Raw genomic sequence first — 22,354 nt, forward strand, 5'->3', positions numbered from 1 at the left:
TCATTTTGCAAAGCTTATTTCATTATTTTTACCATCTAATAAAAATGATGATGCTCAAGAAAATTGATGGTTTTATAATTGGACTTTTGCTGATGCTTCTTGCTGCATGGCTGTTTCCGCAAGGAGGTACATACAGTGGTCATGCTAATTTGAAGCAGTTAACAGATGTAGGAATCACACTCATCTTCTTTTTTTATGGCTTAAAGTTGAGTCCTAAACAAATGAGAGAGGGCTTGAGTAATTATAAACTTCATTTGGTTATTCAGTTATCGACGTTTGTATTATTTCCTCTACTAGTAATTGCTTTTTTGCCTCTGTTAAAAACGGAAGAACAGCACCAGATTTGGTTAGCCATGTTTTTCTTAGCAGCCTTGCCTTCTACAGTATCTTCATCGGTGGTAATGGTGGTAATGGCCAAAGGCAACATGGCTGGGGCCATATTTAATGCCAGTATATCGGGTTTGATAGGCATTGTTGTTACACCTTTATGGATGGGCTTGTTTTGGCAAGCTAACGGAGAGGTGTTTGACTTTTCATCTGTCGTATCGAGTTTAATCCTGCAGATTTTATTGCCAGTTATTGCTGGATTATTTTTAAATAAATATTTGGGTTCTTGGGTTAAAAAACATTTGAAAAAACTGGCCCTTTTCGATAAAAGCGTGATACTGTTGATTGTGTATAAAAGTTTTAGTCAGTCCTTTTCAGCAGGTCTGTTCGATGCCATTAGTTTGTTCGATATTTTACTGATTAGCATTGCTACTTTAGCGCTGTTTTTTGTGGTATACCTATTAATAAGTATAGTGTCGCGTTGGCTGGGCTTTAGTCGTGAAGATAAAATTACAGCTGTTTTTTGCGGTTCTAAAAAATCATTGGTACATGGTACTGTCTTTTCAAAAGTACTGTTCGAAAACGCCGCTGGGCAAGGCTTGTTTTTAATGCCCATAATGCTTTATCATTCATTTCAACTGATTATTGTAAGTGTGATTGCGCAGCGGATGGGGCACAAGGGAAAGGCGCAGGAGCAAGGTGGAATTATCAATTTTAAATAAAAGTTTTGTTTAAAGTGCCTAATGTTACGTATGAGTTTGCTACGAAATAAGTAGGGGTTTTTATTGGTTCAAGCTCGCTAGGAGCGAGGTTAACCCGACGCAGATACGATGCAGGTACGAAGCGTATACGAAGCAGAGCCAATAAAGAACCGAAGAGAAGTATGCTATTTGTTGTTTTTATAGAGCTGTTGATTGCAATTTATTGATTAGTTTTGCAGCCTTTTTGAAATAATACCGATTACTATTCAAAATGCGCCTTCAGTTTGTTTCACTTATAAAAGCACTTTGAATATGTATCGGCATTATACCAGCGCATTTTAATATTTAATTGGTATAATATGGAGGAAATAGGGAAGTATATAGCGGTTTATTTGGCAGGGGCTACTGGTATTTATAAAGGTATTCCTGTGGGGATAGCATTGGGGGTAAAACCCTTGTTAATTGCTTCTTTGGTTTCATTGGGTGCTATCTCGTCAGCTTTATTAGTTTATTTTTCGGGCGAGCCATTTCGTAAGTGGTTAATGGATAAGTATGGCAGTAAGACCTTTGAGCAAAAAAAAGCTAAGTTCTCCTTGTGGATGGAGAAGTATGGGGTACACGGGCTTGGCTTGATGGTAACTGGCTTGCTTGGACCTTTTATCGCTTTAATTATCGGGATGACGATATTAAACGACACACGAAAATTTCTGTATTATTTATTGTTGGGTATCGTTCTTTGGTCCTTTGGAATTACTTATCTCTCAGAACCATTGGTTCTGTTGTTTAAATCTACTTTCAAGAACTAAATATCTTTTCTTCCCTTGGTGTTATTCGGGGTTTTGCTCAGCACTATTTTAAAAGTAACTACTCTTTAATACGAAACTCAATGCGCCTGTTTATGTTGTGTGCAGCCTCTTTGTTTGAATTACTCCTTATTTGTTTGATAAAACGTTGAGATAAAACATCTCCTTCATCCAGGAATTTATATTTCTTTGCTTGTCGTTTGTTAACAGTCATTGGTTCGGTATCGCCAATGCCTTTGGCCGATAAGCGTTCTGTTTTAATGCCTTTTGCCATTAAATATTCCATTACTGCCTGCGCTCTCTTCTGTGATAAAACAACAGCTTTTGCTCCTGCGCCTTCGCCAGAGGCATGCGCCACTATTTCTAACACAATTTCTTGATTCATGCCGAGGATAGCTGTCAAACGATCTAGTTCTTGTTGAGCATCAATATTTAATGTTGCATCTTCTTTGCCGAAGTTGATGTTTTTTAAGATGATAGCATCTTCCATAGGCATCATGCCTACTTCAAAGTCAAACTCTTTATTGTTGCCAAGACCTACTGTTGAAAGTTTATGCTTGTAGTTGAAGAATCCTTTGGAAGCGACCATGAACACATATTCAGTTTGGGGCGATAACTTGGCTCCAAAAGTACCATCGTTTCTAATGTTGAGTTTTACGTTTGCTCCATCCGTTCCAATCAATCGGAGGTAAGCTTCTGAAATAGGTTCTTCGTCTTTCTGACTATAAACAAGCCCTTTCATGCTAAATTCGAGCTTAGGAAGACTGAATTCATAAATGTTATCAACACCTTTGGAACTACCACGTGAGGAACTGAATAGGCCAGCTTCTTCAATGCCTTTAAAGGCAATGCCAAAATCATCGGCATCACTATTAATGGGGCGTCCAAGGTTATGTACCACCCAATCTTGTTTGTCCTCATCAAAGGCAGCTCTATAAATGTCTAAGCCACCATAGCCCACATGCGCATTGGAACTGAAATATAAAGAACCATCCATGCGTGTTGATGGGAACATTTCGTCACCTGCTGTATTAATAACACTGCCCATGTTAACGGGTTCTCCCCAGCCACTATCGCCACCTTTTTTCGATTTCCAAATATCTTTGCCTCCTTTGCCACCTGGCATATCGCTAACGAAGTAAAGTGTTTCGCCATCGAAAGAAATAGCAGGATGAGCAACCAATAAGCTATCGCCACCAATGGTTATTAAACTGGGTTCTCCCCATTTGCCACCAGAGCGGCTGGTTGAATACATTTCGGCACTTCTGGCCTGTTCGTTATCATAGCTGCAACGCGTGAAATACATGCTTTTGCCATCGGCCGACATTGTGGCGCTACCTTCGTCAAATTCCGAATTAATAATCTCATCCAGTATTTCAGGATCAGTCCATTCTCCTTTGGCATCTATTTTAGCCATGTAAATGTTCGATCCGCCCTGGCCAGTAATTCTACTCTTCTTGCGTTTCTTTTTTTCGGTGCGCATCGATGAGAAGTAGACCTGATCATAATCACTACTTGAATAGCCTGGCGAAAAATCACTGTATCGGGTGTTGCTTAATTTTTTTACTTTGTTTACGGTATATCGTGTAACAATCGAGTCGTTCTGAGCTAACTTGCACGATGCAATGCCGTTATGAGCACGTTTGTCTAAGGGTTCTTTTTGCAGATAGGCCTCGTAGGCTGCAATGGCCTCTTCGTATTTTTGCGATGCTAGCAGGCAATCACCCAGATATAAGCCAGCATCTGCTCTTTCATATTTATATCGTACGGCACGTTTGTATTGCGAATGAGCTTTTTTTGGTCGATTGGTTAATCTGTAACACTCACCCAAATAATAGGAAATTTCACCTTGCGTGTATTTATTCTTTTCTTTTCGGTATGCTTTTTTAAACTGAACAGCCGCTCTGTCATATTCACCAATCAAGTAGGCTTTGTTGGCATTGCCGAGTTTGCTGCCTCCAATGCACCCTGTGAGCATGATCGCTGATAAGAGTAGAAAAGTATAGAGTTTGAAATATCCTTTGAATATGGGCATTAGGTTCTTTTTATATTGATGAACCAAAAATAAATAATAATTAGACACATAAAAAACGATAATGGAAAGCTTTTATTGTTAAGCCTATCAAATATGCAATTATGCAACATTAAGTGGGATCAGTTGTTTTGCATATGCGCTCATTTACTTTTGTTCGTTTAGCTAATCAACTCTTAGTGGTTTTACTCAAGCAATGGTACAATTAGCTCAATGTTACAGTTTTTATGATAGGGGTGTAAGGGGTAAAGTGATTTTAATCGTTGAAACACATCAGCTAGTCAAGTTAAATTGGAGTACTAAGAAAGAAATAATATTTTTAGGGGTGTTTATAACCTAAACCAAAGCATATGAATGTATTCAATAAAATTATAGTGGGGCTACTTTGTGCCTTATTATTAGCATGCAATAGTAAGAGTGATCAATCAGTAGCGACTAAAAAGAAGCAGGAAAAACCAGCTGTACAAGTTGATATTACAGGTTCTCAATTTTCATTTGAGCGCGATTGGGACGATATAAAAGATGATGGTGTTCTAAAAGTGTTGACTACCTATAGCGGTACTAGTTATTTTTTATACAAAGGTAGGCCCATGGGTTTTGAATATGAGCTTTTAGAGAAGTTTGCCGAATCGCAAGATTTAAAAGTTGATTTACGGATTGTAGATAGTATTGATAGCATGTTCTTCTATTTAAATAGAGGAGATGTTGACTTAATAGCACATGGCTTAACTGAAACGAGTAAGAGAAAATCCTTTGTAAGTTTTACCAAACCTTTATACAGTAGCAAACAAGTTTTGGTGCAAAAGATGCCCGACAACTGGTATGAACTACATTGGAAGAAAATAGAAGAATCGTTACTGCATGATGCCATTGAATTAATGGGAGATACAGTGTCGGTTAGAGCTCACTCATCGTACCATATGCGTTTGGAAAACCTGGCAGAGGAAATAGGTGGAGAAATATTTATTGATACCCTACCAGGAGATTATACTACAGAAGAAATTATAGAAAAGGTGGCTGAGGGGCAAATCAAACAAACCGTAGCGGACTTAAATATTGCCAATTTAATGGCTTCATATTTTCCTGTTTTAAATGTGGATGTATCGTTAAGTATGACTCAAAATATGGCTTGGGTCGTTCGTCAATCATCACCACAGTTACGTGATAAAATCAACGAGTGGCTTGTGCCCTATAAAAAGAAAAGTGAATACTACGTTATTTACAACAAGTATTACAAAAGCAAAAAAGACTACCGCCGCCGCGTGAATAGCGATTTTTACAGTTTAAAGCAGAATCAAATCAGTAAGTATGATGAATTGTTTAAAAAGGAAGCGGAAAAAATAGGTTGGGACTGGCGTTTGTTGGCTTCTCAGGTGTATCAGGAATCTAAATTTAATTCATCGGCCGTATCCTGGGCAGGGGCAGTTGGTTTAATGCAAATTATGCCTGCTACCGCTAAAGACCTTGGTTTGCAATGGCGCAGTAATCCAGAACTTAGTATGGATGCAGGTGTCCGTTATTTGGGGCAGCTTTTGAAGCGTTACGAGGCTGTGGAGGATTCTGTTCAGCAGATAAAGTTTACGTTTGCCGCTTATAATTGTGGTTTTGGCCATGTTGCCGATGCACGTCGATTGGCCAAAAAGTACCAATTGGATCCTGATGTTTGGGATGATAATGTGGAGAAGATGATTTTGGCATTGCGCTACCCTAAGAATTTTAACGATTCGGCGGTTAAGTTCGGTTACCTTAGAGGCACTGAGCCTTATACCTACGTTCGTCAAATATTTGAACGGTATGAGCATTACAAAACCTTTATAAAGGAATAGGTAAATGCTCTTTACCGAAAAATATTTTTAAGAGAAGGGCGTTATCCGCCAATCATGGCTTCCACACCATAGGATTCAAATATGGAAATGATGGTTTTGAGTCTTTCTGGACTAGGCTCTGCCATTTCTCCCTTGGAATAGGCTTCGCCCAGTTTTTCATATTTCTTTTCGGCAATATTATGAAACGGAAGCAGGTTGATAAGTGGTTTTTTACCATCCAGATTCGCTATGAATTGTGCTGAGGAATGGATGTTCTCATCATCATCGTTAACACCTTTTATTAGTGGGATGCGTATGTTCATGTCAACACCTGTGGCTGCGAGGTTTTTGAGATTGCTTAATATCTTTTCATTGGGCATACCTGTCCATTCTCGGTGTTTATCCGAGTCCATCATCTTAAGGTCGTAGAGGAAATGATTGGTTCGTTTCGCTACCTCCATCAATACCTCAGGCTTGGCATAACCTGTTGTGTCAACACAGGTGTGAATTTCTTCTCTGGCACATGCATCAAGTAAGGGAATGAGAAATTCGTGGTGCAAGAGTGGCTCGCCTCCCGAAAATGTAACGCCGCCTTCAGACTGATCCATTAGGGTGACTTCTTTTTTTATCTGTGTTAACACTTCATCAACACTCATGACTTGCCCTGTCATTTCAATGGCCTTGGTTGGACAAACATCAGCACAAATACCACAGAGCGTGCAAGCTTCAATGTCGGTTACAATGCCATCCGCAGTTAACTTAAGTGCATTTTCAGGACAATGTTTAACACATTCTTCACAGGCTATACACTTGCTGTCGTTATACATTTTTTGCTGATGCGTTAATTGACTTTCTGGGTTGTGGCACCAGCGACAACGTAAAGGGCAGCCTTTTAGAAATATGGTGATGCGAATGCCTGGTCCGTCATTGATGGCATAGCGTTTTATATCGAATATTAAGCTTGGCACTTCCATGTAGCACGATTGTATTAAACACTGCCGACAAGCTTTCTAAAACTTGCCAGCAGTGTAATTTTGGTGTAGTGTAATGCTATTTAAAATGATTCGTTTTCTGTACGATCAATTACTTCTTGTTGCAGGTCGGCATTCATATCATTAAAGTAATCGCTATAACCAGCCATGCGTACCAAAAGATCTTTGTAATCGTCGGGTGATTCCTGGGCTGCCCTTAAGGTAGCTGTATCCACAATGTTAAACTGAATATGGTGACCTCCTAAGGTAAAGTAACTTCTGATGAGCTTACCTAACTTGGCAATATCTTCATTGCGCTTAAGCAAGCTTGGTAAGAAGCGTTGGTTCAATAAAGTACCACCTGAGCGCGTGTGATCCAGCTTCGTTAGTGATCGTATAACTGCAGATGGACCTTTAATATCACATCCATGCGACGGAGATGTGCCATCGGAAATAGACTTGCCAGCTAAACGACCATTGGGTGTGGCACCCATGACTTTGCCAAAGTAAACATGGCAGGTTGTCGATAACATGTTGAGGTGGTATTTTCCTCCTTTAATATTTGGCTTGCCATCAATGGTTTTCACTAAATCGTCATAGACTTTCAGAGCAATGTCATCGGCATATTGGTCATCGTTACCAAAGAATGGTGTACGGTTAACAATGGTTTGTCGCATTATTTCATCGCCCTCAAAGTTGTTGGCTACCGCTGTAAGAATACGGTCCATATCAAATGTTTTCTTTTCGAAAACATGGTGTTTTATGGTTGATAAACTATCGGTAACAGTACCAAGTCCAGTGCATTGAATGTAATTCGTATTGTAACGAGGACCACTGTTATAGTAATCTTTACCCTTGGAAATACAATCTTCGATTACTACTGAAAGGAAAGGAGCAGGAGCATATTTGGCAAACATCGTATCGATGTAATTGCTCACTTTCATTTTTTGTTCGATAATGTACTCCAGCTGAGTTTTAAATGCGGCATATAAATCTTCGTAAGAAGTAAATGTGCGTGGATCTCCTGATTCACATCCAGCTCTTTTCCCTGTTACAGGGTCGATGCCATTGTTAAGTGTTACCTCTAAAACTTTGGGCACATTCAGGTAGCCAGTTAATACATAGGCCTCTTTACCAAAAGCACCTACTTCAATACATCCGCTACATCCACCTTCGCGAGCATCCGTTAAAGATTTGCCTTGTCCCAGCATTTCAGTAATGTATGTTTCAGGACTAAATACCGACGGGTAGCCATGTCCTTGACGAATTACCTTGCAGGCCGCATTTAGAAATTTATCTGGTGTTTTATGGCTGATGTGTACCGATGAGCCTGGTTGAAGCAGGTGAAGTTCTTCAACTACCTCCAACATGATGTATGAAACTGCACTAACGCCATCGGAGCCATCTGATTTAACTCCACCAATATTGATGTTGGTAAAATCGTTGTAGGTACCACTTTCTTTGGCGGTAATTCCAACTTTAGGAGGTGCTGTTTGGTTATTTACTTTGATCCACATGCAGCTAATGATTTCCTTAGCTTCCTCACGTGTGATAGTGCCTTCTGCAATTTCTTTTTCGTAGAAAGGAGCGAGGTGCTGGTCGAAATGCCCAGGATTCATAGCGTCCCAACCATTTAATTCAGTAATGGTTCCCAAGTGAACAAACCAATACATTTGCACTGCTTCGTGAAAAGTACGAGGTGCGTTGGCTGGCACCCAACGGCATACTTCTGCTACTTTTAAAAGCTCAGCTTTACGTTGTGGATCAGTCTCTGTTTGTGCTTTCTCCTCAGCTAACGCGGCATGTCGCTCAGCAAAAACAATGGCAGCATCACATGAAATATTCATGGCTTTTAGTTGCTCGGCCTTGTTGTTGGCATCAGCATCGTGCAAGTAATCCAATGAGTTAAGGTGCGCTTCAATGTCTTTTTTGAAATCGAGCAAACCCTTTTTGTATATTTTACCATCGAGGCAAGTATGACCAGGTGCTCGTTGCTCCATAAACTCGGTAAATAAACCAGCTTCGTAGGCTCTTTTCCATTCTATGGGAACGTGGTTGAAAATACGTTCGCGCTGTGTGCGCCCTTCCCAATAAGGAATTACCTCTTGTTCGTAAATATCAATATCTTCCTGGTCAATGGTGTATTTTTGTTGGTCGCGTGTATTAAGAACATGAAAATCCTCTACGCTATGGCATGTTAACTCCGGAAACGTTGGTACCGCTTTGGGTTTAGGGCCGCGTTCACCTACAATTAGTTCATCATCACCCAAGTAAAGGGTTTTCTTTTGGCAATGATCTAAGAATGTAAGGGCTCGTAATACTGGAATGGAATGCTTGCCATACTCGGCTTTGTAATAGGCTGTTTGGTGTAGAGCACGTTCGATAGAAATGCTTGGTGCTGCTTCAAAGCTGGCTTTTCGTAGGCGTTGAATACGCTCGTTCATGCCAGGTCCTATTTTATCACCCAGAGGTTGGTAAAAGTTACCTTCGGCAGCGGCGCTGCGTTCAGCCGTTTTAACAGGGTCTTCTTTGCCAAGAATTTCTTTTATAGTTGGTAATCCTGCGCCATTAGGATCTGGCGTACCTTTTATGTTTGATGTTGCCATTTTATTTGTCTTAAGGAATAATTTAATGAGCGTAAACAATAGCAAAATCTATGCTACAAATAGAGCTCAAAATACATGATGGTTAAAAAATAAATGTGATAATAAGAATTGACTGATTCAAGGGATGAACAGTCTTAGACTATTCGCTATCGCTTGTAGAACATCAAGCATTCATACAAGCAGCGGTATCCTTTTATGTTATGAGAATTATTCACTTTTCTGATAAAGTATTGAACTTCAAAGTTGCGTAAAAATATGGATAATGCAAAATGAAGACTTTATTTTCATGTGTCAGATGGAACACTAAAGCAAATTTCATCATCTACCTGTGTGAAAAGCTACTCTCGTAGCTTGTTTCATAGCAAACAGAGCTTATGGTCTAAGGCATATGCTCAGGTTGGTATGAATTTAACTATGATTAAAAGTGTTGCTGAAGTACTTTAATCATTCAAAATAAAGCGATTCTCCGGAATGATCACCTCTATCCTTGGGGCTTTGTCGTTTTTAGGTGCCGGGCGGTTTTGTTGTTTGGCGCGTTGTTTACGCTTTTTGATGACTTCCTTTCGGTAGGCTTTGTATTTTTTGCAGAACTCATCGTACTCAATTGCTGTTTTGTGCTCAAAGGGATGGCGTATAATCCCTGATTCGTCCCCTAACTTAATAGCTTCGGATTGAAACACCAATACATCATCAGTCGACACAAGCTTGAGCATTACACCAGGAAGTCCATGAAATTTCCAAGGAGCTGCTGTAAAAGGTAAATCAGTTGTGTAATAGGCCATGTATTCGCGTCCACGAAATTCGGCAATGGCACTTTTACAAGGATAATTAACAATGGTGTCCTTTTCGCCTGTCAGGCGCCAATCAAATAAATCAAGCTTCTCCTGCATTACTAAATGTTCACGTCCCAACTTTTCTTCATAAACGAAGTATCCCTGTTGGTGGTTTTGATACAATAATGTTGAATCGGTGGTTTGTTTGTAGCTTATGTTTTTACCTGCTCCACTCTTCGTTAATCTGATAGTATAGCTCAATACCTCTTGATCATTGGCCAAAAGTTCCATCATGTAAGTATTGGGTTTGGCGTGGTTAGTATAGTTATATACAACTTTTAGTTCTTGATTTTGACTATTGGCTAAACAGGATGATAAAACGGTTAATAGAGTTAAGACGAACTTCATGCTTGTATAATTGTACTATTTGGCTGTTGTGTGATTTGCATGCATACGCACAGCAGGAAAAATGTTACAAAAAATTTGAATGTGTCTGTGTTAATTTCGCATAAGCAGTGATTGCGCTTGGTGTTTTGAAATTCGGATAGTAATAAAATTATTTAAATCACTCACTTATCTACTCTCATCGCTCTTTTGAAGGATACCTAAGCTGTTTATAGTTGTAGTTCCTGCATAAAAATAAAATATTGTAGTAAGGGGGGATTTTAGTTAAAGTAAAAAAGAACTTAATTGAGGTATGCGGATGGTTATTGTTTTAAAAGAGGCATCTTTTAGCTATCTTGCTTCACGGAAAAGAATCTATAATATCCTTATTGCCATTGATTAAAATTTTGAAATTAAAACAATTGATACTACGCAAGGTGTTTGTAATGCTTGTCGTGGTTTTGTCTCAGCAGTCTGTTTTTGGTCAGTTACTTGTGTGGGATGGTGCGCAAGATAAGGTGTCAATTGGTAATCGAGTGGAGTTGTTGGAGGATGCAACGGGTACTCTTAGTTATGAGCAGGTGGTGTCTCAGGATTTTGATTCGAAATTTTCTTTATCTCAAAGTATTAACCTTAACCTGGGTTATACCGATTCTTTTTATTGGCTTCGATTTACAATTGATAATCAAACAAGCGATGAGGTGATGCTTGAATTAGCTCAAGCGGGTCTGCCTGTAGTTGAACTTTATTATCGAACTAATAAGGGTATAGTTCATCGGCACGTGGCAGGTTATGAACTGGCCATGGAGGATAAAATTATTAAAAGTTCTTATCAGGTTTTTGCTTTGCCAGCCGGTAAGAGTGTTTGTTATCTTAAAGTCAATACCAACTCAGAACCAATACCCCTTAATTTATACCAACCAAAAGCGTTTGAGTTGGCTTCCAATAGACAAAAGCTGGCCTATGGTATTTATCTCGGACTCATGTTTTTTGTTGTTTTAAACAGTTTATTCCTATTTATATCATTGCGCAAGCGCTTATACCTGTTCTACTCACTTATTGTATTTATTTATATTTGTTATTCGGCGATAGTTATCGATGGTTTCATCGTGTACTGGATACCCAACCTGGATCTTAAGCTTTTGTATACAAGTATTCCGGCCATAGGTATTACTCTGCAAACAATTTATTGCCTGGTGTTTTTGGAGGTTAAAAAGTACTCCATAATTACCTTTAAAGTTATTCGGGGCTTTATCGTTTATTTTGGGATTTGGATGATTGCAAAGTTCTTCTTTACATTTCCAGTTGTTCAACCGATTAATACCATTCATGCGCTCATTTCTTTTGGGATTATGGGGTTTGTTGGTCTTAAAGTGAGCCAAAAAGGAAATCGTTTAGGTCGATTATTCGCGTTAGCATATTTTATCTATTTTATTTTGGTGGCTATTCAAGCTCTTTATATTAATACGGGAGATCCACATTATATTGGAGGTTTGAGCTATGTGGCCTATGCCACACTTATTGAAGTCCTATTACTTTCGTTTTTGTTGTCGCGTCGTTTTGAGTGGGAGAAGCGCGAAATTGAAAAAGAAAAACTAGAAGCTCAATATAAGGTTGTTCAAAAGACTTTAGAGAATGAACGAATTGTTGAAGAGCAAAGAAAAATGCTTGAAAAGCAAGTTGAGGCCAGGACTGAGCAGTTGCAAGAGAAGAATGATCGTTTAATTGACTTGAATAAAGAAAAAGATGGGATTGTTCATGTTATAGCTCATGACTTAAAATCGCCACTTTGCACTATTATTGGATATACTGAGTTGATCAAACACGATGCGCAACTTAGTGCCAATCAAATTGAATATTTATCCATTATGGATAAAGTGCTGAGTGAAGGAGTAAGTTTAATAGATGAGGTACTGGATGTGCATGCATACGGCGTAAGTACCTTGGTAGAGTCGCGAGAGGAGATTCATGTTGAGTCCTTTATGCTGGGGTGGTTAAAGACTTTTGAACAGGAATTAAAACGTAAAGAACAGGAGATCATCCTTAAAATAGATGTGCAGAATCCAAAAATGTTGAGTAATCGAATTCAATTAAGTAGGATTCTTAATAATCTTCTGACGAATTCAATTAAGTTTTCGGAGCGCCAAACTCAAATAATCGTATCGGTAACAGAACTGGAGAATACCCTTGATTTTTCTGTTAAAGATTTTGGTCCCGGTATTAGTGTTGAGGATCAGCGTAAGATGTTTAAACAGTTTCAAAAACTATCAGCTAAACCTACCGATGGAGAAAGTTCAAGCGGTTTAGGTTTAGCCATTACCAAAAAACTAACTGAGCAGTTGAATGGAAAGATAAAGGTTAAAAGTAAGCTTGGTATTGGCACCGAGATTATTATTAAGCTCAGCAAATAATACGTTATGTTACTAGCTTCTTATTCTAGATGTTTTCTAATAACTCCTCTTGTTCCAGTTTATTTTTAAGTAGTTGATGATTTTCCCAAAACTGCTTCTCAATACCAACTAAAATGTCCATAAATTCAGCATTGTCCTTTAGTTTATCAATCAAGGGATCCAAGGGTGTAAATAAGGGGACCCATATTTGAATGTGTTCTTCTTTGGCAAAAATTCTCAGATGTTCAATGGCACTCTCCTGATTATTCATATACGCCTCATAGCTGGCAAGCAGTAAATGACGATAGACCGAATTATCCTGATCGGCGTATGTTTTGTATTCCCTTATGAGTTCTTCCGCTTTGAGAAATTGATCCATTTTCTGATAGACATAAGCGATTTCCAGGTTCTTATGACTGTTCATTTCCAGGTTTAAATATTCTTTAATCCTTAGGTACTTTTCAAAATAGGTGTAAGCTTCTTCCCAATTACGTTGGTAGTAACAAACATTTCCTATCTCCAACATAATATCAAAACGGGTACTGTCTTTTGCTAAGGCATTAACAAGCATCTTTTTAGTCTGATCAAGATCTTTGTTTTTGGCATATAGCACATAGGCTTTTACGTACTCCGAAAATAGGTTGTTGGGGTTGTAGCTTAATGAGCTGTTGATGCTTTTAATTGCTTCATCAACAAAGCCATTTTGAATTAACGCATTGCTCAGGTGCAGGTAAATATAACTTGCTGTTAACGAATCGTACGAATTAATATCCAGTCGAATGCCTCGCAAGGCATACTCCAGATATTTTTGCGTATCGGGCAAGTGGTTGGTATATATATCTGAAAGTGTATTAATTACCATGGCCGAATTTGGGTTGTACTCCAATGCTTTTTCGAGGTAATCAATAGCTTGCTGGTGGTTGTTGATACGCAGGTAGTATAGTGCTTTTCCTGTTAATGCTTGTGGTAATTCAGGGTCGTACAGTAAGGCTTTGTCGGCAAAATAAATAAGAGAATCGTTAAACTGTTTATTGGCCATTAGTAGGTCTTGGTAATAATAGGCGATAGATAAAACACCGTAGGCCCGAGCAAATTTATCATCTTCTTGTACCGCTTGTCGTAGTAGGCTAATGCCATTGTTTAAACCTAGCTCTGTTTCTTTATTTAACTGTTCTACACCTTTTAAAAACAGATCGTATGCTTGCATATTATCTGTTGGCTTTTGCTCCAAGCGGTTTTGTTCATCTGGGCCGATGACTATTTCAACGGCACTGGCTATCTTTTGTGCTACTTCTTGCTGAATTTGAAAGATGTCGGCCAACTCGCGGTTGTATTGTTGTGCCCACAAGTGCTTGTCCTTATCGGCTTGTATCAGCTGTACACTCAGCATTATCTGATTACCTATTTTCTGTCCACTGCCCTCAACAATGTAATTAACGTTGAGCTCTTCAGCAATTTCAGGTATGCTTAGTTTCGATTTTCTAAATTTCTCAACCGAGGTGCGGCTTACCACCTTTAGGTTTTTTAATGATTGTAAATTGTTGAGGATAGATTCCATTAAACCATTTACCACATATATGTTGGTAGAGTCGTTGCTATCGTTCACAAATGGTAGTACGGCAATGGATTTTTCGAGAACAGTTGCTTTTTGTTTTTGAGAATATAAGTAGCTTAAAATGCTAATGACAATTAATAGTGCACTTACGGCAAACCACCATGTGTTGATTTTCCTAAGTGGCTTAGGTACGACTATGTGTTCTTCATGCTCTTGTTTTCCTGCCTCTCCAGGAGAATAGCCATATTGCTCTCTAAAGCATTTGATAAAATACGAGGTGCTACCAAAACCAACCAGAAAGGATATTTCTGATACGGTTTTATCCTTCTCTTTTATCAGCAGCATCGCTTCTTCTAATCGAATATTTCGAATAAACTGACTGGCCGAGCAATTTTGTTCTTTCTGAATTCGTCGTAAAAGATTAGAACGACTCATTCCGATGGTTGCAGCTAATTCCGAGACACCAAACTTTTCGTTGGACAGGTTGCGTTTAATGTGTTCTTTCAATTGCTTGATAAATGCCGTATCCATAGACTATTTTGGTGCTTGGTTTTTGAAAGTGGAAAGATACAAATTTATCCATTGTGGCGATTGTACGGAAGCTCTTATTCATAAATAATCAAGCATCTGCCAATTAAAAATAACTGCTTTTTAAAGTCCTCCTGCCAAGCTTATTTTATTGTAAAACCAGCATCAAAACTTATAGTATTAAAGAGAATGCATCATATTTTATACGCTTGCGCCATAATTATTATGCTGTGTTCAAACTTTATACTGATGGCTACTAGTGTTATAACAGGTGCGTCACGATTCGTGGCAACTTTACATCATCAAATTAAAGTATTAATCATTCCCATGTGGATCAAATAAAAAAGTTATGAAACGAGCCATGAGAAGTACTTCTCACACAGGAGTATGATTGATTTTGGCGAGTTCCATGTGGCAATAAAAAACAAAATATAAACACATGAAAACGCTTAAAAAATGTAATTGTAAAATGATGATGGTATTGGTTTCAAGTCTGCTTGTATTGGCTTCTTGTAATAGCATCGGTCAGAAAAACAATGAGACAAAAGTATCAACTAAAAGTGAGCAATTGATGGATATTCATGCCGCTGCATTTATGGGAGATGTCAATACCATTAAAAAGCACGTTGAGGCAGGAACCGATTTAAATAAAAAAGATCAGTATGGATCAACTCCATTGATTGTAGCTGCCACCTTTAACAAAGTGGAAGTTGCCAAAGCCCTGATTGAAGGTAAAGCTGATTTGAACATGAAGAGCAAAGATGGATCGACTCCACTACATGTAGCCTCATTTTTCTGTCGTGCCGAAATTGTAAAGTGTCTTTTAAAACATGGAGCCGATAAAAGTGCTATAGATGCATTTGGTGTCACAGCTTTGCAGTCTGTTTCGGGTTCATTTGCCGATGTGAAACCTATTTACCAACAATTTAACCGTGACCTTGGCGCTTTAGGATTCAAATTGGATTATGACTTTTTGGAAGAGAACAGACCGCTGATTGCTGAGCTTTTGAAGTAATCAGAACGATAAACTACTGAATGATGATAAATACAGAGCGCCGATACGATATTGACTGGCTACGAGTAATAGCCATTGCTTTACTTTTGATATATCATGCCGCCATTGTGTTTCAACCCTGGGGTGTGCTCATAGGCTTTATTCAAAGCCAGAAGTCCATAGAAAGTTTGTGGATTCCAATGTCGATACTTAATGTATGGCGAATACCGCTTTTGTTTTTTGTGTCGGGCATGGGAGTATGTTTTGCCATAAGAAAGCGATCGTGGAAACAATTACTGTTGGAACGTAGTCAGCGTATTCTGCTTCCTTTTATTTTTGGTGTTATAGCTATTGTTCCAGTACATGAGCTTTTATGGAAAGGCTACTATAATCAAGAGTTGACTTATACGATGAGTAGAGGGCATTTATGGTTTCTTGGTAATATTTTTTGCTATGTAGTATTATTGATTCCTGTTTTCTTTTACCTCAAAAGAAAAGCCAATGGCCGCTTAGGTAGTATGTTAGCGAAAGTATTAAGTCATCCATTGGGTATATTTGTGGTGGCTATTCCGTTTACGATGGAAGTCATGCTAGTAAATCCAGAAGCTTTTGAAGTGTATGCTATGACCTGGCATGGGTTCTATCTGGGCTTATTGGCTTTTCTGCTAGGTTTTTTACTGATCTATGTAGGTCAATCTGTTTGGAATAACCTATTCCAATGGCTTTGGATGTATTTATGCCTTGCAACTGTCTTATTCCTTGTTCGTTTATTGGTATTTGACTTGCAAGCACCCAATTATTTGCTGCCTTTGGAATCGATGGCTTGGATTTATGCTGTTTTTGGGTTTGCGTACAAATACTTAAATCGCCCAAGTGGCTTATTGACGTATTTAAGTGGCGCTGCCTATCCTGTTTATATTCTGCACATGATTTTCCTTTATATGGCAGCCATGTGGATTTTACCAATGGGTATTCATGTACAACTACAATTTGTTCTGGTAACCATTTTAAGCCTAATGGCAAGCATGTTGGTGTATGAGATTTTAATACGTCGCATACGATGGGTCGGTTTTCTATTTGGATATAAAATCAATTAAGTTAAACTATTGTTGATACTGCGTTCTAAATGATGTTTCAAAGGTGCAGATTGAGGTTAAAACCCTCCTGCTTGATTAATTTGGTGAACTATTTTTTATGATAAAAGTCAATTAATTGTAATTATTACTTTCTTTGTGGGTAATGCTAATATACTTGGTAGTACTAACTCTTTAAGGTTTTAGTTAGTACTGCATATTACCCAAAGAATTTGATTATGAAAAGGCATAACCTTCTGGTATTGAATAGCGATGATCACATCGATCAGGCGCTTATGCAGATGGATATTAGTTTTAAGAATGTTCAATCTGTAGATGATTTATTGGAAGAGATGCCCGATGTGATTATTGCTGATGGTGAAATGGCTCGAAGAGGAAGATTTCGTTCAACAACTAAAAGCACAAACCGATTTCGCTCATACTCAAATTCTCATCTGCGCCAACAGTATTTCTGATACTTCAAAACTTCAAACATACATTCTTAATCGAGATGTTGATTTTATTTGTAAACCACTTAATTCATCAGAGCTAAAATTACGCTTGCGTTTGGCTTATGAAAAGAGTGATGCGATTAAGCAAAAAAGAACCATTGATGGTGAGATTGCGACCCAAAAGATAGCTGATGCGAAGCCTGAAAAAAGCAAACAGCCAGTTTTTGAGGATGATGTCTTACAAACAATTTTAGGCGAGGATAAGGATAAATACCGTATGATCATTGAAAATGCTGGTGAGAGTATTCTTTTGATTCAACATGGACGTATTATTTTTTCAAATCCAGCAACAACAAAAATGTTGGGATTTTCCTTTGAGGAATTGTCGGGTGCTGAATTTGTATCTTTTTTGCATCCCGATGATAAAACGGAAGTGATTGATAATCATCATCAACGACTGAAAGGAAATACAATTCCATTGTATCAAACTCGCGTAGTGACAAATAAAGGTGAGTATGTTCATGTTGAGGTAAAAGCAGCTCGCTTTGAATACGATGGGCAGCCGGCTGCTGTTGGATTTTTAACAGATGTAAGCGATAAGCTCAAGGTTGAGTCAGCCTTAAAGGAGAATGAAGAGCGGTATCGTTTGTTTTTTGATAAATCAATCGAGCCAATTTGCATTATATCTGCTCAAACATTTCGATTTTTAGATGTTAATGAAGCTTTTACACAATTGTACGGATACAGTAAGGAAGAGTTGCTTCAAAAGAGTGTAAAAGATATTAGTGCCCAAAAAGATTTGAGCGAAAGTGCCATTAAAGAGACAGTTAAATCTGGAAGTATCATCATTCCTTCTCGTAAGCATCGGAAAAAGGACGGTACAGTTATGAATGTGCGTATCTCAGCAGGGCCATTTGTATGGAAAGGCGAAAAGGTGCTTTATGCCATTGTGAGGGATGTAACAGAGCAGCTTTTATTGGAGCAAGAGGTAAAAGATAGTAAAGAATTGTTGCAAAACATGGCAGATAGTATGTCGGCCTATGTGGGTGTTGCTGATGCAGAAACAATAAAATATAAATTCGTTAATCAGCGTTTTGTTGAGGCTTTTCAAAAGAAAAGGAGTGACATAATCGGAGCTTATTATGCCGATGTGATGGGGATAGAAAATGCCAATTTTGCCATGAAATACATTAATAAAGTAAGAGCTGGTAAGGCCGCATCTTATATTAATACATTTGGTTTAGCCAGTGGCAAACGTTGGATTAATGTCAATTTCACACCCTCATTTAATAGTGAGGGAGAAGTTAAAGATATAATAATTCTAAGTCATGATATTACCAAACAAAAGCAAGCAGAGCTGGACCTGCAGCATGCTAAGGAGCAGTTGGAAATTCAGAATGGTGAATTAAGAGAGCTTAATGCGACTAAAAACAAATTCTTCTCAATTATCGCTCATGATTTAAAATCTCCTTTCAATGCGCTTTTAGGTATCGGCAGCTTGTTAAAAGAGAATTTGAAAAATAATGATTTAGACGGTGCCGAAGCAATGGCTGATCTGATGTACGATTCGGCATCCAATAGTTTTGAATTGCTTGAGAACTTACTGAATTGGTCAAGAGTGCAGATCAGTCGGATGAAAATTAATCCAAAGCAGGTAAAGCTTCAAGGGGTTGTTGATGAGGTAATTCAGCTTTATAATGTTAAGGCCGTTCAAAAGAAAATACAACTAAAAGAATGTTCTCAGAATGATATTGAGGCTTATATTGATGAGGATATGATTAGTTCTGTGCTTCGGAATCTGGTGAGTAATGCTATAAAGTATACCAAGCAAAATGGAGTTATTAGTATTGACCTTTCTATCGAAAAAGGAAAAACTCAACTAGTAGTAAGTGATACAGGAGTAGGCATGAATCAACAACGACTGGAAAACTTGTTTAAAGCTGAGAGTTGCTATACCACAGCAGGAACAGATAATGAACAAGGGACTGGATTAGGCTTAATTCTTTGTCATGAGTTTGTGCACCTTAATAAGGGGGAGATCAGCGTTAGTAGTGAACCGGGTATTGGAACAACTTTTAAGGTTGTTTTGCCTTTGTCGAAAACTTAGTTGGTAAATTTGTATCTCTTTTTTCAATTCAAAACAATCTACTAGACGGTTATTGTTAAGGAGTTTATTCTGAAATCCAAGTTTGGCCTTACGTTTTGCTTAAAAAAATCGTAATTTGTTTGATAGGCAAAATGAATGAAGGGAAAACATGTCGGATAAAGATTACCTAAGTAAAGTTAGAGAGGTTGTGCTTAGTAACTTGGGCGATGAGGATTTTGGCGTCAATGAGTTGGCACAAACGATGGGCATAAGTCGCTCACAGTTGTTCAGAAACTTAAAGCGAATTACACATCATTCTGCTAATGTAATAATTCGTGATATTCGATTGGAAGAAGCATTAGCACTAATTAAACAAGAACAATACACTTTTTCCGAAGTAGCTTATAAAGTAGGATTCAGTAGTCCTTCGTATTTTAATAAATGCTTTCACGATAAATACGGGTGTGCGCCTAGTGAGTATCTCAAAATAGCAATAGAAACAATCGAAGATTCTGAAGATAGTTCCAAAAAAGGTTGGAGCAAAAAGTATATATATCCTATGCTTGGAATCATATTATTGGTTTCTATTTTGATTATCATTTCTAAGCATAGAAATAGTGTTGGGTTTGCCAATACCTCCGAAGAAATGGCCATAGCTGTGCTTCCTTTTTTAGATTTATCACAAGAACAGGATCGCCATTATATCGCAGCAGGTATTACGGATGCAATAATTCTCGAATTATCTAAGATTAATAATTTACGAGTGGTGTCTCGGGGATCAGCTGAATATGCTCAAGATTCAATTAAGTTATACCCTAATATTGCTAAAAAGCTAGGCGTGAACCTTATTCTTGAAGGTTCTATCGTTTATAATAATGATAGCTTAAGGGTTAATGTGCAGTTGATACAGCCATTACCACAAGAAAAACACATGTGGGCTAGCATTTATGAACAAGGAACTTTAAACATTATGCACCTGAGCAATAGCATCTCAAAGTCTGTTGCTGACGAAATTCAAATGATTATTATTCCAGAAATTCAAGTGATAACAGCTTCTGACGTTAAGCCAGAAGTTTTCGACAGTTATTTAAAGGCTAAGCACCTATGGCAGCAACAAAGTCCACAATCTCTTCAAACAGCAGTTACGCTTTTGAATCAAACTATAAAAGTGGATCCGAATTATGCCCCTGCTTATAGTTTATTAGCTGAATGTTACATTAGCCTAAACAAGTTTATAAGAAATAATGAAGAGAAGCTTCGTAATAGGCAAGAGGGACGACAAGCAATTGACAGGGCTTTGGAAAGAGCTATTGAATTAGATGGCTCACTCGCCGAAGCCTACATAACAAAAGGCAATATACTTGGTAAGTTTGATTACAATTGGGAGGGAATGAAGTCGATGGTAGAAAAAGGCTTGGAATTGAATTCGAATAATGCAGCGGGTTACATTGCACTTAGCTATTATTATGCTGTACAAGGAGAATTGGAGCAATCAATAAAAATGGCTCTTAAGGCCGAACAATTAGATCCTCTGAATCCTCGAACATGTAGTAATGTAGCAAAATGTTATACTTTGGCAGGTCAATTTAATGAGTCTTTAAAGCATTATACCTATGTGTTAGAGATGTTTCCTAGTTATGGCTTTGCGTGGGATGGTATTGGTTATGCTTATTATATGTTGGGAGAGAAGGATAAAGCTATTGAGTCGTGGACTGAGTTGCATCGATTTATTGGGAATGATGAATTGGTGTCCTATTACGAGAGTGAGTCGTTTGATAATTGTATTGCATACTGGTTGGGTAAAACAACAAGTGGTGAAAAACTCTTCTGTTCTAATCCTGTAATCATAGCAATGGTACACTTGTTTATAAATGATCAGGAAGGCGCATTGGAATATATTGAATTTGCCTATAAGTACAAAGATTTAGATCTACCCTTTACAGTTATACTTCCTAATTTTAGTAGCCTATATGATAACCCACGTTTTATTGCTATTACAGAACAAATTGGTGTGGATATAGCTAAGTACAAGTCTCGTAATCTTTAACTATTCAAAAGTATAATGCGTTGCACTGTTTTTGTAATAGATGAACCATTATTTAAATAGGATGCAACTTTATTAAAAGCCCTTGCAACACAGGATGTATGAACTTTGATTTGAATTTAAAAATCAAAGAGTCATGAAAAAAGTTAATTATTTATTTGTTGTGTTCGTTCTTTTGCTGCTATTTTCATCTTGCCAAAAAGATCGTTTTATGGATTCTGTGCCTGTCGAAACTGAGTTGAAGTCATCTAATGCCGACAAGACCAAATTGACAGGTTTTGATGATTGGGGCTTTAACTTTACAGCTCAAATATTTGAAGGCTATTTAATCAATGCCATGTTCGGCGATCCAGTTTTTAAAGATCAAGAACATTTTAAAGAGATGGTATACCATGGAGAAGGTATAAGTTTTTGGGAAGAGGTATTGGTTAATTATCCGTATTTTCAATACATGATGCCGTCTGGATTGCTCGATTGTAAGCTAAAAATGAAGTGGAATTCAGAGTTATTGTCCAGAGAGGGGATATATCCATCTACCTGGATTGATTCGAATGCATGGATTGTATTTCATTATAAGATGAATACAGATGATCAACAATGGACGCAGATAAGAACTTTGGTTGCACTAAAGAGTAGTTATGTACTTAATAATGGGCTTTGGTATAATGAAAACGGTGATGAAGTTGGGAAACAATCCTATTATTGGCCTGAGTTGATGATCACAAAAGTGATAAATAATGGAGATAACCCTTTTGTGCCGATGGCTATGCCAGCAGATTATCGCAGCCCCAATGGAGCAGGTATGGGAAAGCCATAAATGTGCGTAAAAC

The 22,354-nt window shown here is 38.0% G+C and carries 15 protein-coding genes; 10 read left to right on the top strand and 5 right to left on the bottom strand.

Features of this window, described 5'->3' with window-relative positions:
* Positions 1-50 precede the first annotated feature (50 nt).
* Together FNN09_RS06375 and FNN09_RS06380 are read left to right on the top strand one after the other, a co-directional pair.
* A complete protein-coding gene (locus tag FNN09_RS06375) occupies positions 51-1,049 on the top strand; it encodes a bile acid:sodium symporter family protein (protein WP_143300666.1) in 999 nt (332 codons plus the stop codon).
* A 338-nt stretch (positions 1,050-1,387) separates the two neighbouring features.
* Positions 1,388-1,834, top strand: a complete 447-nt coding sequence (locus FNN09_RS06380) for a small multi-drug export protein (protein ID WP_143300667.1) — start codon at positions 1,388-1,390, stop codon at positions 1,832-1,834.
* A 58-nt stretch (positions 1,835-1,892) separates the two neighbouring features.
* On the opposite strand, the gene FNN09_RS06385 is transcribed toward FNN09_RS06380, so the two are convergent.
* Entirely contained in the window at positions 1,893-3,866 is a 1,974-nt protein-coding gene (locus FNN09_RS06385; protein ID WP_143300668.1) for an OmpA family protein, read from the bottom strand.
* 347 nt (positions 3,867-4,213) lie between these two features.
* Here FNN09_RS06385 and FNN09_RS06390 point away from each other — a divergent pair, with 347 nt between their 5' ends.
* Positions 4,214-5,689, top strand: a complete 1,476-nt coding sequence (locus FNN09_RS06390; protein ID WP_143300669.1) for a transporter substrate-binding domain-containing protein — start codon at positions 4,214-4,216, stop codon at positions 5,687-5,689.
* Positions 5,690-5,730: 41 nt separating this feature from the next.
* Here the strand turns inward: FNN09_RS06390 and FNN09_RS06395 are convergent, their stop codons facing one another.
* The 3 genes from FNN09_RS06395 to FNN09_RS06405 form a co-directional block, all read right to left on the bottom strand.
* A complete protein-coding gene (locus tag FNN09_RS06395; protein ID WP_143300670.1) occupies positions 5,731-6,642 on the bottom strand; it encodes a glycyl-radical enzyme activating protein in 912 nt (303 codons plus the stop codon).
* 80 nt (positions 6,643-6,722) lie between these two features.
* The gene (gene hypD / locus FNN09_RS06400; RefSeq protein WP_255434056.1) at positions 6,723-9,245 is read right to left on the bottom strand and encodes a trans-4-hydroxy-L-proline dehydratase; all 2,523 of its coding nucleotides are present in this window, start codon (positions 9,243-9,245) and stop codon (positions 6,723-6,725) included.
* A gap of 440 nt (positions 9,246-9,685) precedes the next feature.
* Positions 9,686-10,426, bottom strand: a complete 741-nt coding sequence (locus FNN09_RS06405; protein WP_143300671.1) for a GLPGLI family protein — start codon at positions 10,424-10,426, stop codon at positions 9,686-9,688.
* Positions 10,427-10,809: 383 nt separating this feature from the next.
* On the opposite strand from FNN09_RS06405, the gene FNN09_RS06410 reads away from it, so the two are divergent.
* Entirely contained in the window at positions 10,810-12,813 is a 2,004-nt protein-coding gene (locus FNN09_RS06410; RefSeq protein WP_143300672.1) for a sensor histidine kinase, read from the top strand.
* A gap of 25 nt (positions 12,814-12,838) precedes the next feature.
* On the opposite strand, the gene FNN09_RS06415 is transcribed toward FNN09_RS06410, so the two are convergent.
* Positions 12,839-14,878 carry a helix-turn-helix domain-containing protein gene (locus FNN09_RS06415; protein WP_143300673.1) on the bottom strand — a complete coding sequence of 680 codons (2,040 nt, stop codon included), beginning with the start codon at positions 14,876-14,878 and terminating at the stop codon, positions 12,839-12,841.
* A 436-nt stretch (positions 14,879-15,314) separates the two neighbouring features.
* Here FNN09_RS06415 and FNN09_RS06420 point away from each other — a divergent pair, with 436 nt between their 5' ends.
* The 6 genes from FNN09_RS06420 to FNN09_RS06445 all read left to right on the top strand — a co-directional run bounded on the left by FNN09_RS06420 (position 15,315) and on the right by FNN09_RS06445 (position 22,341).
* Positions 15,315-15,890 carry an ankyrin repeat domain-containing protein gene (locus tag FNN09_RS06420; protein ID WP_221932432.1) on the top strand — a complete coding sequence of 192 codons (576 nt, stop codon included), beginning with the start codon at positions 15,315-15,317 and terminating at the stop codon, positions 15,888-15,890.
* A 23-nt stretch (positions 15,891-15,913) separates the two neighbouring features.
* Positions 15,914-16,966, top strand: a complete 1,053-nt coding sequence (locus FNN09_RS06425; protein ID WP_185968901.1) for an acyltransferase family protein — start codon at positions 15,914-15,916, stop codon at positions 16,964-16,966.
* Positions 16,967-17,181: 215 nt separating this feature from the next.
* Positions 17,182-17,418, top strand: coding sequence for a hypothetical protein (locus FNN09_RS06430; protein WP_143300674.1), 237 nt, complete (start codon positions 17,182-17,184; stop codon positions 17,416-17,418).
* Positions 17,318-19,501, top strand: a complete 2,184-nt coding sequence (locus FNN09_RS06435; protein WP_143300675.1) for a PAS domain-containing sensor histidine kinase — start codon at positions 17,318-17,320, stop codon at positions 19,499-19,501. The genes FNN09_RS06430 and FNN09_RS06435 overlap by 101 nt, the downstream gene beginning before the upstream one ends.
* Before the next feature lie 148 nt (positions 19,502-19,649).
* Entirely contained in the window at positions 19,650-21,527 is a 1,878-nt protein-coding gene (locus FNN09_RS06440) for a helix-turn-helix domain-containing protein (RefSeq protein ID WP_143300676.1), read from the top strand.
* A gap of 133 nt (positions 21,528-21,660) precedes the next feature.
* A complete protein-coding gene (locus FNN09_RS06445; protein WP_143300677.1) occupies positions 21,661-22,341 on the top strand; it encodes a hypothetical protein in 681 nt (226 codons plus the stop codon).
* The last annotated feature ends 13 nt before the right edge of the window (positions 22,342-22,354 follow it).

Origin of the sequence: Carboxylicivirga sp. M1479, assembly GCF_007097485.1 — a bacterium.
Taxonomy (GTDB): domain Bacteria; phylum Bacteroidota; class Bacteroidia; order Bacteroidales; family Marinilabiliaceae; genus Carboxylicivirga.